9 protein-coding genes are annotated in these 12,539 nt (G+C 71.5%); all 9 read left to right on the top strand.

Features of this window, described 5'->3' with window-relative positions:
- Positions 1 to 95: 95 nt before the first annotated feature.
- The 9 genes from ABD736_RS01705 to ABD736_RS01665 all read left to right on the top strand — a co-directional run bounded on the left by ABD736_RS01705 (position 96) and on the right by ABD736_RS01665 (position 12,526).
- Entirely contained in the window at positions 96 to 1,655 is a 1,560-nt protein-coding gene (locus tag ABD736_RS01705) for a cytochrome ubiquinol oxidase subunit I (RefSeq protein WP_344792185.1), read from the top strand.
- Between the two features lie 15 nt (positions 1,656 to 1,670).
- A complete protein-coding gene (cydB, locus tag ABD736_RS01700; RefSeq protein ID WP_344790010.1) occupies positions 1,671 to 2,744 on the top strand; it encodes a cytochrome d ubiquinol oxidase subunit II in 1,074 nt (357 codons plus the stop codon).
- The gene (gene cydC / locus ABD736_RS01695) at positions 2,741 to 6,130 is read left to right on the top strand and encodes a thiol reductant ABC exporter subunit CydC (protein ID WP_344790009.1); all 3,390 of its coding nucleotides are present in this window, start codon (positions 2,741 to 2,743) and stop codon (positions 6,128 to 6,130) included. The genes cydB and cydC overlap by 4 nt, the downstream gene beginning before the upstream one ends.
- A 9-nt stretch (positions 6,131 to 6,139) precedes the next feature.
- Positions 6,140 to 8,212, top strand: a complete 2,073-nt coding sequence (uvrB, locus tag ABD736_RS01690; RefSeq protein ID WP_344790008.1) for an excinuclease ABC subunit UvrB — start codon at positions 6,140 to 6,142, stop codon at positions 8,210 to 8,212.
- A 59-nt stretch (positions 8,213 to 8,271) separates the two neighbouring features.
- The gene (locus ABD736_RS01685) at positions 8,272 to 8,940 is read left to right on the top strand and encodes a DUF4129 domain-containing protein (protein WP_344790007.1); all 669 of its coding nucleotides are present in this window, start codon (positions 8,272 to 8,274) and stop codon (positions 8,938 to 8,940) included.
- Entirely contained in the window at positions 8,907 to 9,428 is a 522-nt protein-coding gene (locus ABD736_RS01680; RefSeq protein WP_344790006.1) for a hypothetical protein, read from the top strand. The genes ABD736_RS01685 and ABD736_RS01680 overlap by 34 nt, the downstream gene beginning before the upstream one ends.
- A gap of 208 nt (positions 9,429 to 9,636) precedes the next feature.
- On the top strand, positions 9,637 to 10,659 hold the full coding sequence (locus ABD736_RS01675) for an AAA family ATPase (RefSeq protein WP_344790005.1): 1,023 nt from the start codon (positions 9,637 to 9,639) through the stop codon (positions 10,657 to 10,659).
- Positions 10,656 to 12,017 carry a DUF58 domain-containing protein gene (locus tag ABD736_RS01670; protein WP_344790004.1) on the top strand — a complete coding sequence of 454 codons (1,362 nt, stop codon included), beginning with the start codon at positions 10,656 to 10,658 and terminating at the stop codon, positions 12,015 to 12,017. Before ABD736_RS01675 ends, ABD736_RS01670 begins: the two co-directional genes overlap by 4 nt.
- Entirely contained in the window at positions 12,014 to 12,526 is a 513-nt protein-coding gene (locus tag ABD736_RS01665; RefSeq protein WP_344790003.1) for a hypothetical protein, read from the top strand. The genes ABD736_RS01670 and ABD736_RS01665 overlap by 4 nt, the downstream gene beginning before the upstream one ends.
- Positions 12,527 to 12,539 lie beyond the last annotated feature (13 nt).

Raw genomic sequence — 12,539 nt, 5'->3', positions numbered from 1 at the left:
AAGTCGGCGAGAGCCGATGCCTTTCTTATCAACCGCCCGGAAGGGCAGCCCGCGAGGGCGAACGTCCGAGAGGACACGCAGTGCATCTGAACGCGCTGGACCCCGTGCTGATCGCCAGATGGCAGTTCGGCATCACGACCGTCTACCACTTCTGGATGGTTCCCCTGACGATCGGCCTCGGCCCGCTCGTCGCCTACTTCCAGGTGCGCTGGCACCGCTCCGGCGATGCCCGCTTCTACCGGGCGACGAAGTTCTGGGGGAAGCTCTACCTGATCAACTTCATCATGGGCGTCGCCACCGGCATCGTGCAGGAGTTCCAGTTCGGCCTCGCCTGGGCGCAGTACTCGCGCTTCGTCGGCAACATCTTCGGCGCGCCGCTCGCGATGGAGGCGCTGCTCGCCTTCTTCCTCGAGTCGACGTTCCTGGGCCTCTGGATCTTCGGCTGGGGCCGGCTGCCGAAGGCGCTGCACACGGCGACGCTCTGCATCGCGGTGGCCGGCTCGATCGTGTCGGCGTACTTCATCATCGTCGCGAACTCGTGGATGCAGCATCCGGTCGGCGTCACGATGGAGCACGGGCAGCCGGTGATGACGAACGTCTGGGCGATCCTCGGCAACAACACGGCGATCTGGTCGTTCCTGCACACGATCCTCGGGTCGCTGATGGTCGGCGGCATGTTCCTGCTCGGCATCAGCTGGTACCAGCTGTGGCAGCGCCGGAAGGACGGGATCGACGGCATCGACGTCGACGGGCGCGTGATCCCCGGCGAGAACGCGGCGATCGCGGGCCGCGACCGCGAGGACCACCGGCTGTGGCTCGGCTCACTGCGCGTCGGCGCGTTGGTGACGATCGTCGCCTTCGCGTTCGTGTTCCTGACTGGCGACCAGCAGGGCAAGCTCATGTTCGTGCAGCAGCCGATGAAGATGGCCGCCGCGGAGGCCGCGTGCGAGACGACGACCGACTTCTCGGTGCTGTCGTTCGGTGCCTGGAACGCCGAGAGCTGCCACAGCGTGCACGACGTCATCGTCGTCCCCGGCGTGCTGTCGTTCCTTGCGAACGGCAACTTCGACACCCCGGTCAAGGGCGTGAACCAGCTCATCCCCATCTATCAGGAGCGCTACGGCACGCACGCACCGAACGGCAACGAGATCAACTACGTGCCGCTGATGCCGGTGACCTATTGGGGGTTCCGCGTCATGATCACCCTCGGCGGCCTCACCGCCTTCGCGGCACTGGTCGCGCTGTGGCTGACCCGCAAGGGCACGGTGCCGCGGTCGAAGTGGATCATGCGGCTCGCCCTGCTGGGCATCCTCGCCCCCTTCGCCGCCAACTCGGCCGGATGGGTCTTCACCGAGATGGGGCGACAGCCGTTCGTGGTCGCCCCGAACCCGACCGGCGACGACAACCTCTTCCTGCTCACGCAGGTCGCGAACTCGCCCTCGGTGGGCGCGGGCGAGCTGATCTTCTCGCTCTCAGCACTCGGGGGCCTCTATCTGATCCTGATGATCGTCGAGGCGTGGCTCATCACGAAATACGTGCGCGGAGGCGCGGCGAGTGCGATACCCGAGTTGGGCAAAAAACCTGACGACACGGATGCCTCAGGCGGCGGCACCGGTCAGAAATCCCCCGACGACGTCCTGGCCTTCGCCTACTAGGAAAGGGGAGAGCTCATGGTCGACTTCCTGCCCACGCTCTGGTTCATCCTGATCGCCGTCCTCTGGACGGGCTACCTCTTCCTCGAGGGGTTCGACCTCGGCGTCGCGATGCACATGCTGCTGCTCGCCCGCAACGAGAAGGACCGCCGCGTGATGCTCAACACCATCGGCCCCGTGTGGGACGGCAACGAGGTGTGGCTGCTCACCGCCGGCGGCGCGACCTTCGCGGCGTTCCCGTTCTGGTACGCGTCCCTGTTCTCTGCGCTCTACATCCCGCTGATCCTGGTGCTGCTCGGGCTCATCCTGCGCGCGGTCGCGATCGAGTACCGCGGCAAGGGCGACTCGGAGCGCTGGGTGCAGCTGTGGACCTGGTGCCTCGGCCTCGGCTCGTTCGTCGCCGCGTTCGGCATCGGCGCGGGTCTGGCGCTCACCTCGACCGGGCTGCCGCTCGACAAGAACGGAGACATGATCGGCGGGCCGTTCGCGTGGTTCAACGGCTATGCGGTGCTCGGCGGCCTCGCCGTCGTCGGATTCGCGCTCGTGCACGCGGCCGACTTCCTGGCGCTCAAGACCGAGGGGCCGGTGCGCGAGCGCGCGGCCGCGTTCGCCTGGCCGTGGGGCGTGGTGTGCCTGCTGCCGATCGCACTGTGGGCGATCTGGGTGACGGCGCGGGCGGGGCATCCGATCGCCTGGGTCACGCTCGCCATCGGCGTGGCGGCCGTCGTCTGGTGGGCGATCGAGGCGCGTGCGCGCCATGAGGGCCTCGCCTTCCTCGGCCTCGGCATCTTCGTCGTGGCCGGCGTCGCGACGATCTTCGAGGCGATGTACCCCGTGGTGCTGCCCGCGTCGAACGACCACGCCTTCGATCTGACCGTCTCGAACGCGTCCGCTGCGCCCTACACCCTCGAGGTGATGTCGTGGGTCGCGCTGTTCGGGGTGCCGCTGGTACTGGCCTATCAGGCCTGGACCTACTGGGTGTTCCGCAAGCGGCTGAGCGGCGATGCGATCCCAGATGCCACCCCGTTCCAGGCGGCCGTGGCCGCGGCATCCGGTCGCAGTGACGCCGCGACCCAGCCGTTCGCGAAGTGAAGCCCGTCCTCGACGACCTCGGGCGGCCCGCGCTCTATCTGCTCGGGCTGCTCGGGGCGGTGAAGGCCGCCGGTCTGGTGCTGGTCGCGCAGGGCGTGGCCGGCGGGCTGGCCGCCCTGTTCTCGCACACGGATGCCTGGCACTCAGCGCTCTGGATCGGACTGCTCGGCGCGCTGCTGCGCGGCCTGTCGACCTGGGCGCTGCAGGCGACGTCCGCGCGCGTCTCACTCGGGGTGAAGGAGAAATTGCGCGCCCGCGTGCTGGATCGCGCGGTGACGGATGCCCGTGGCACGGTCGGCGCGACGACGACGGTCGCCACGGCCGGGCTCGATGAGCTCGACCGCTACTACACGGTGTTCCTGCCGACGCTCGTCGGCGCGGTGACGGTGCCGCTGCTGGTGGGTCTGCGCATCCTGGCCGCGGATTGGGTCTCTGCGCTGATCGTGGTGCTGACGATTCCGCTGATCCCGGTCTTCATGGCGCTCATCGGGCTGCACACGCGCGAGTCGGTGGCGACGGCGACGCGCGCACTCGAGCGGATGTCCGACCACCTGGTCGAGCTCGCTCGCGGGCTGCCAGTGCTGATCGGCCTGGGGCGCGTGCGCGAGCAGAGCGCGGCGCTGCGGAAGCTCTCGGACGACTGGCGCACCACGTCGCTCGGCACGCTGCGCACCGCGTTCCTGTCGGCGCTCGCGCTCGAGCTGATCGCGACGCTGTCGGTCGCGATCGTGGCGGTGTTCGTCGGCGTCCGGCTGGTCGCCGGCACGATGCCGCTCGAGGCGGGGCTGCTCGCGCTCGTGCTGGCGCCGGAGTGCTACGCGCCGTTCCGCGACATCGGCGCCGCGTTCCACGCCTCGCAGACCGGGCTCGAGGCGCGGCGGCGCGTGCAGGAGGTGCTCGATGCACCGGCTGTGCCTTCTGAGCTCGAGCGGTCGGTCGCGGCATCCGGTCTCGCTGTGCGCGCGCTCACCGTGCGACACGCCGGGCGCGCGGCTGACGCGGTGACCGGGCTGTCGTTCGACGTGCGGCCGGGCGAGGTCGTCGCGCTCGACGGGGCGAGCGGGGCCGGGAAGTCCACCGTCCTGCGCGTGCTCGCGGGCCGCGGGGCGCAGCTGGCCGGGGGCGCGCGGGCCGCGGGGACCGTCGCCGCACCGAGCGAGGTCGCGTGGCTGCCGCAGCATCCGCAATTCGCGCGGGCGGGCGCGCTCGAGGAGTTGCTGGCATATGGGGCGACGGATGCCTCGGCCCGCGCCCTGCTCGAACGACTCGGCCTTCCCGACGCCGACCCCGCACGGATGTCGCCCGGCGAGCAGCGCCGTCTGGCGTTCGCGCGGGTGCTCGCCCGCGTTGACGCGGGGGTGCGGGTCGTGCTGCTCGACGAGCCGACCGCGCACCTCGACGAGGAATCCGCCGCCGTGGTGCGGGGCGAGATCGCCGCGTTGGCGGGGCGCGGGGTCGCCGTCGTGGTCGCCTCGCACGACGCGGCCGTGCGTGAGCTCGCCGATCGGGTGGTGTCGGTCGGTTCGGGCGTCGGCGCGTCGAGCGATGGCCCGGTCGTCACCACGGCGCCCCGTGCCGACTCCGACGGCAGCCTCTCTGATGATCGGCAGAGCTGGGCCGCCGCGCAATCGTCAGAAGAGCGGGGTGACGATGCCCCGGGCGCCGCTCTTTCCACGACAGGGGGAGACGCCGATTCGAGCGCACGCTGGCTCGCCTTCCGCGAGCTCGCGCGGGTGCTCGGGCCGACCCGTTCGCGGCTGCTCGGCGCCATCGGCCTCGGCACGCTCGCGGCGCTGTTCGCCACGGCGCTCACCGCGCTCTCGGGGTGGCTCATCGTGCGGGCCGCAGAGCACCCGCCGATCCTGTTCCTCGAGGTGGCGATCGTCGGGGTGCGCTTCTTCGGACTCGGTCGGGCGGCGCTGAGATATGCCGAACGGCTCATCACCCATGACGCCGTCTTCGGCGCGCTCACCGAGCTGCGCATGCGGCTCTGGCGCGGACTCGCCGCGCAGGGCCCGGCCGGCCGCGTCGAGCTCACGGCCGCGAACACGCTCGACCGGCTGATCGGCGACGGCGACCGGGTGCGCGACCTCGCGCCGCGCGTCGTCGTGCCGCTCGCCTCGGGAGTCGTCGCGCTGACGGCGGCGGTCGTCGCGCTCTGGATCCTCTGGGCCCCCGCCGGCATGCTGCTGCTCGCCTGCTGCATCGTCGCGCTCGGCGGGGGAGCGCTGGTGGCCGTCGCCGCCGACGCCCGGGCATCCCGCGGCCGCGACCGCGATCGCTCGGCGATCGTGCGCCGGGTCGCGGCCGTGCTCGCCGCCCGTGACGACCTCGCCGCCAACGGCGCGGCTGCCGGTGAGCTGGCGGCGGTCTCCCGACTCGATGCGCGGGCCGCGGCATCCGCCAAGCGCTCCGCCAGCGCGCTGGGGGCCGGCGCCGCGCTCGCTGTCTTCGTGTGCGCCGCCACCGCGATGGGGATGCTGCTGCTCGGCCAGCATGCTCATGCCGTCGCCGCGCTGCCGGTGCCGCTGATCGCCGTCTTCGTCCTGACGCCGCTGGCGCTGATCGAGCCCGTGCTCGAGGCCATCGGCGCGGCGCAGCGGTGGCCGGAGCTCGCCCAGGTGCTGCGTCGCATCGCGCCGGTGACGGCGGCCGCCGATGAGGCTGCGCGCGAGGAACCGGGCCTTCCGGTGGGGCCCGTGCGAAGCATCCGTCTCGCTGATGTCGCCTACCGCTACCCGCGCGCGCCGCACGACGTGTTCAGCCACGTGTCGGCGGCGGCGAGCGCGGGGGAGACGCTCGTCGTCACGGGGCCGTCCGGCAGCGGGAAGACGACGCTGCTCGGCGTGCTGCTGCGCTATCTCGCGCCGACCGCCGGGCGATATTCGCTGGACGGTGCCGACGCCTCGGCGCTCGACGCCGATGCGCTGCGCCGCCGTGTCGCGTGGTGCCCGCAAGAGGGTCACCTGTTCGACTCGACGCTGCGCGGGAACCTGCAGCTCGCGCGTGGCCGCGACGAGCAGGCGACGGATGCCGAGCTCGTCGGCGCTTTGGAGAGCGTGGGGCTCGGGCCCCTGCTCGCCGCGCTGCCGCTCGGGCTCGACACGCCGATCGGGCAGGGCGGTGCGTTCCTCTCGGGTGGGCAGCGGCAGCGGGTCGCCGTGGCGCGCACGGTGCTGGCCTCCGCCGATGTGGTGCTGCTCGACGAGCCCACGGCGCACCTCGACGACGAGGCGGCCGAGGCGCTGATCGCCGATCTGGCGGTGGCGCTGCGCGAGAAGACCCAGGTGCTCGTGACGCACGATGCGCGGTTCCGGGGACGCGGCGTCGCCGTTGAGTTGGGCGGGGAGCGAACGGCCCGGACGAATGTCGTACGTGCTTCCTAGACTGATTGCATGGTTCAACCCACCCGTGCTGTGCGCCCGTTCGAGGTCGTCAGCGAGTACTCGCCGAGCGGTGACCAGCCGCAGGCGATCCAGGAACTCGCCGCACGAATCAACGCCGGTGAGACCGACATCGTGCTGCTCGGCGCCACGGGAACGGGAAAGTCGGCGACCACCGCCTGGCTGATCGAGCAGGTGCAGCGGCCGACACTGGTGCTCGCGCACAACAAGACGCTGGCCGCGCAGCTGGCGAATGAGTTCCGCGAGCTCATGCCGAACAACGCCGTCGAGTACTTCGTCTCGTACTACGACTACTACCAGCCTGAGGCCTACGTTCCGCAGACAGACACCTTCATCGAGAAGGACTCGTCGGTGAACGCCGAGGTCGAGCGGCTGCGGCACTCGACGACGAATGCGCTGCTGTCGCGGCGTGACGTGGTCGTCGTCTCGACGGTCTCGTGCATCTACGGCCTGGGCGCCGTCGACGAGTACATCGGCGCGATGACGGTGCTGCAGGTCGGCGACACGGTCGGGCGCGACCGCCTGATCCGCACCTTCGTCGACGCACAGTACGAGCGCAACGACATCGACTTCTCGCGCGGGAAGTTCCGGGTGCGCGGCGACACGATCGAGATCATCCCGATCTACGACGAGAACGCGGTACGCATCGAGCTGTTCGGCGACGAGGTCGAGGCGATCTCGATCATCCAGCCGCTCACCGGCCAGGTGCTGCAGCGGGTGGAATCCGTCTCGATCGCTCCCGCCACGCAATACGCGGCGAGCCAGGCGGCGGTGCACCGCGCGATCGGCACGATCAAGGAAGAGCTGGCAGAGCGGCTCGAAGAGCTCGAGCGGCAGGGCAAGCTGCTCGAGGCGCAGCGGCTGCGCATGCGCACCACCTTCGATCTCGAGATGCTCGAGCAGATCGGCTTCTGCTCGGGCATCGAGAACTACTCGCGGCACCTCGACGGGCGCAAGCCGGGCGAGCCGCCGACCTGCCTGCTCGACTACTTCCCCGACGACTTCCTCGTCGTGATCGACGAGTCGCACCAGACTGTGCCGCAGATCGGCGCGATGTACGAGGGCGATGCGAGCCGCAAGCGCACGCTCGTCGAGCACGGCTTCCGTCTGCCGAGCGCGCTCGACAACCGGCCGCTCACGTGGGACGAGTTCAAGAGCCGCGTCGGCCAGACGGTGTACCTCTCTGCGACGCCCGGCCGCTACGAGCTCGGGGTCGCCGACGGCATCGTCGAGCAGATCATCCGCCCCACCGGCCTCGTCGACCCGAAGGTCGTCGTCAAGCCGACGAAGGGCCAGATCGACGACCTGCTCGAAGAGATCAAGACCCGCACCGAGCGCGATGAGCGGGTTCTCGTCACCACGCTGACGAAGAAGATGGCGGAAGAGCTGACCGACTTCCTCACGGAAGCCGGCGTCCGGGTGCGCTATCTGCACTCCGACGTCGACACGCTGCGCCGGGTCGAGCTGCTGACCGAGCTGCGCCAAGGCGTCTTCGACGTGCTCGTCGGCATCAACCTGCTGCGCGAGGGTCTCGACCTGCCCGAGGTGTCGCTCGTCGCGATCCTCGATGCCGACAAAGAGGGCTTCCTGCGCTCGGGCACCTCGCTCATCCAGACGATCGGCCGCGCGGCGCGCAATGTGTCGGGCGAAGTCCACATGTATGCAGACACGATCACCGACTCGATGAAGTCGGCCATCGAAGAGACCGACCGCCGCCGCGACATCCAGATCGCCTACAACCGCGAGCACGGCATCGACCCGCAGCCGCTGCGGAAGCGCATCGCCGACATCACGGATGCGCTCGCCCGCGAAGAAGCCGACACCGCGAAGATGCTGGCTGAGCGCGATGGCGGCAAGCCCGGCAAACCGGGCAAGGGCAAGTCGCAGCGGGTCGGCATCGCGGCGCAGGGCGCGACCGAGCTCGAGACGCTCATCGCCGATCTGAACGCCCAGATGCTCGAGGCAGCGGCCGAGCTGAAGTTCGAGCTGGCCGCGCGGCTGCGCGACGAGCTCTCCGATCTCAAGAAGGAGCTGCGCCAGATGGAGAAAGCGGGGCACGCCTGAGCGCCCGGCCGCGGCCGCGCCACGGCGCCCTGATCGGCGTCGGCGCGCTGGGCGTCGTCGTGCTCGCCGGGGTGGCTCTGGCGGGAGTGCCGCGCTTCGGGCCCCAGCGGTGGCGACTCGGGCTCTTCGGCGGCGCGCTTCCGCACCATGACTTCCAGGCGCCGTCGCTACCGCCGATGCCGCCGCACCACGGCGGCATGTCGTCGAGCTGGCCGCTGATCCTGCTCGTGGTGATCGCGGCGGCCGCTGCCGTGGCGTTCTGGCTCGTGCTGCGGGCGGTGCTGCGCACGCGCCGTGGCAGGGGACTGCCGCCGGCACTGAGCCAGACTGAGCTCGAGCCACCCGCTCTGACGGCCGACGCCGGGCCCGACGACGAAGGCGAACCCGACGCGCCGATCGTGCACCGCGGTCTGAGACTCGCACTCGACGTGCTCGACGAGCAGCGCGAGCCGGCTGACGCGATCGTGAAGGCGTGGCTGGGGCTGCAGTCGGCCGCCGAGGACTCCGGGGTCGAGCGGCGCGCCGCCGAGACGCCCACCGAGTTCACCCGGCGCGTGATCACCCGCGTGCAGGCCGACGCCGCCGCGGCGCAGCAGCTCGTCGACGTGTATCAGGCGGTGCGCTTCGGCGCGCACGAGATCACCGCGGCCGACGTGCGCGCGGCGCGCACCGCCGTCGAGCGCATGCTGAGCTCGTGGCACGAGCCGATCCTGAGGTCGCGGCGGTGAAGAAGCTGCTGAGCCTTCGTGTGCTTGCGCCGTCGGTCGCCCTCGGCGTGATCGCCGGGGTGGTGCTCTGGTTCGTCGGCGCCCCGGGGTGGTGGGCGGTCGCGACCGGCCTCGTTGCCGCTGCGGCGATCGCGCTCTGGCGCGGCCACCCGAGCCTCGAAGAACCGATCTGGGGCAAGCTCACCGGGGAACGCGGTCGCGGGGCGCGCGACGACGTGCAGGTGCTCGGGTGGGCCGTCGCCGACCTGCGGGGCCACATCCAGCCGCGTGCGCTCGAGCGCGTCAGGGGTGTGGCGCGCGATCGCCTGGCACAGCGCGGGCTCGATCTGGATGCGGCATCCGATCGCCCCGCAATCGAGGCGCTCATCGGCCGGCGCGCCTACGCGACCCTGCACAGCGACGTGGCGCACATGCCCAGCCAGGCCGCGCTGCTGGCGAGCCTCGACGCGCTCGATCGGGTTGGGCTGCCCGGCGCGGCACGGCACTGAGCAGTCAGCGCGCGGCACGGCACTGAGCAGTCAGCGCGCAGAACGTCGACCAGGCATCCGATCACGACCGCATCGCCGCTCTGATCGGCGAGCCCGCCTACGCGACCCTGCACAGTAATCTGGCGAACATGCCCGCTCAGGACGCGCTTCTGGCGTGTCTCGATGCGCTCGACGCCCTCGACCGCACCACCGTACGAAGGAGTAACGGATGACCGAGAACGCCCTGCCCGTTTCTGAGATCTCACGGCTCGCGAACGAGGTGCTCGACCGCGTCGGCAGCGTCGTGGTCGGCATGCGCGAACCGCTCACGACGGCACTCGCGACGATCCTGGCCGGCGGCCACGTGCTGTTCGAAGATGTGCCCGGCCTCGGCAAGACACTCGCCGCGCGCAGCATCGCCTCGGCACTCGGGCTCGGCTTCCGCCGCCTGCAGTGCACGCCCGACCTGCTGCCGTCCGACATCACCGGCTCGTATGTCTATCAGCCGAGCACGGGCGAATTCGTGTTCCGCGAAGGGCCGGTGTTCACGGGGCTGTTCCTCGCCGACGAGATCAACCGCACCTCCCCGAAGACCCAGTCGGCCCTGCTCGAGGCGATGGCCGAGGGCCAGGTCACGGTCGAGGGCCGCAGCTTCCCGCTGCCGAAGCCGTTCCACGTCGTCGCGACCAGCAACCCGATCGAGTTCGAGGGCACGTACCAGCTGCCCGAGGCGCAGCTCGACCGCTTCATGGTGCGGCTGGCGGTGGGCTACCCGGGGCGCGACGGCGAGCGGCAGGTGCTGCTCGCGCGCGTCGACCGCCGCCACGAAGTCGCGACCGTCGAGCCGGTCGTGAGCGCCGAGACGCTCGCGGCGATGCAGGCCGGGGTCGAGAGCGTGCACGTCGACCCCGACATCGCGACATACTGCGTCGACCTCGCGATCGCGACCCGTGGGCACGCCTCGGTGCAGGTCGGCGCGTCGCCGCGTGGGTCGCAGGGCCTGATGCTGGTCGCGCGCGCCCGCGCGGTGATCGCCGGCCGCGACTACGTGACGCCCGACGACGTGAAGGCCGTCGCGGTGCCCGTGCTCGCGCACCGCCTGTCGCTCACGGCGCAGGCCTGGGCGACCGGCGTCAACCCGCGCGACGTCGTCACCGAGCTGGTGAGCGTCGTGGCCGGGCCGCCGGCGGTGGGTGCAGCAGGCGCGGGCGCCGCGAGCTCCGCGAGCGCGGCCGGCACCGCCTCGGCATGAGCGAGCCGCGCCCTACGCCGCCTCCGCGCTGGCGGCTCACCGTCGCGCAGACCGGCGCGATCGTCGTCGGATTCCTCACCGGTGCCGCCGGCGTCGTCGCCGGCCACGCCGACGTCGTCGTCATGGGTCTGCCGCTGCTCGCGCTGGCCGCGTGGGCGTGGGATCGCCGGCCGCGTGCGGCCGATGAGCTGCAGGCGACGGATGCTTCGCTGGCTGCCCCCGCAGGCGCCGTGTTGACGGCGGATCGCACCGCAAGCGACCGGGGCATCGGCTATCGCGTGCGGTTCGACACGGCGCCCGGTATCGAGGCGGTGCAGCTGCGCATCCTTGAGTTGGGGGTGCGGCCACGGGTGCACATGCTCGCAGCGGCGCCGAGCCGGCCGATCGACGTGCGCGGCCGCGTGCCCGCCCCGCACTCCGGCCCGCAGCGCATCGTCTCGGTCGACTGGCGGCAGGTCGCCGACGGCGCCGCTCTGATCACCGATGTGTCGGCGCCGATCGGTGTCGACCGCACCCTGGCGCCCGCATTCACCCCGATCGCCGCACTTCCGCTGCCGCTGCGGCTCACCGGGCTGACGGGGTCGCACGACTCCTCGCGCCCCGGCGACGGTGGCGACTTCCATGACATCGATCGCTTCCGCCCGGGCGACCGGCTGCGCCGCATCGACTGGAAGGCGACCGCGCGCCTCGCCCGCGACCCGAGTGAGCTGTACGTGCGCCGCACCCGCGCTCAGGCCGACGCGACGATCTTCATCGTCCTCGACAGCGCAGACGACCTCGGCGAGAACGTCGACACCTGGGCGGTCTTCGACCCCACCGAGAGCGGCACGACATCGCTGGACATCGCTCGCTCGGCTGCGTCGGCGATCGCCGCCGGCTATGTGCGCCAGGGCGACCGGGTCGCCCTCGCCGATCTCGCAGTGCCCGGTCGCACCGCACGACCGGGCGCCGGCAGCCGACACCTCGACCGCGTGCTGCGGGCGATCGCGGCAACGGATGCTTCGGGCGCGACGCGCCTCACCCGCCGACCGCCTCTCGTGACGCCGGGCTCCGGGGTATTCCTGCTCTCGACGTTCCTCGACGACCATCCTGCGGCGTCGGCGCTGCAGTTCGCGGCTGCCGGCCACCGAGTGATCGCAATCGACGTCCTGCCGCCTGCGAACCTCGGCGCCCTGACACCGTCGCGCCGCATCGCGCACCGGCTGCTGATGATGGACCGCGAGAACCGCCTTGCGGCGCTGCGACGCGGCGGCGTCGACGTGCTTCCGTGGGGTCTCACGGTCGATGACCCCGAGCGGGACGCCGCTCTGCTGGCGCTCGCGCGGCCGAGGCATCCGTCACTGGCGGTGTCGCGATGAGCCGGGTGCTGGCCGGCGCGGGCGTCGAGGTTCCGGCGTGGGCGATCAGGGTCGCGCTCGGCGTGGTGCTGATCGCTGCGGGTGCGCTGCATGCGGGCGACGCGTGGGGCTGGCTCGCGATGTCGCTCGGCGCGCTTGCCGCCGCATCGCCGTGGGTGCAGCTGGCGTGGGCGGCGATGCTGAGCCTTGCGCTGTCCGAGCTCACTCAGCCCGCGGGGGCCGGCACGTGGCATCCGTATGCCGTGCTCGCCGCTGTCGTGCTCGCGCACGTTCTCGCGAGCCGCGCCGCGATCACGCCCGTGCGGGCGCGTGTCGAGCTGCGCATCTTCAGGCGGCCCCTGATCGTTGCCTGCGTGATCGCCCTGACGAGCGAGTTGCTGCTGGCACTCACGCTGTGGGAGCGCGGCCGCTCGCACCCGACGTGGGCGCCGGCCACGCTGGTCGCCGCGCTCGCGCTGCTCGGGCTGGGCGCGCTGCTGTTCCTGCGGCTGTTCAGGCGCACGGAGTGACACCGCGAGGCCG

It is taken from the genome of Gryllotalpicola daejeonensis (assembly GCF_039538145.1).
Classification (GTDB): domain Bacteria; phylum Actinomycetota; class Actinomycetes; order Actinomycetales; family Microbacteriaceae; genus Gryllotalpicola; species Gryllotalpicola daejeonensis.
This window is presented reverse-complemented; position numbering and strand designations above follow the sequence as displayed.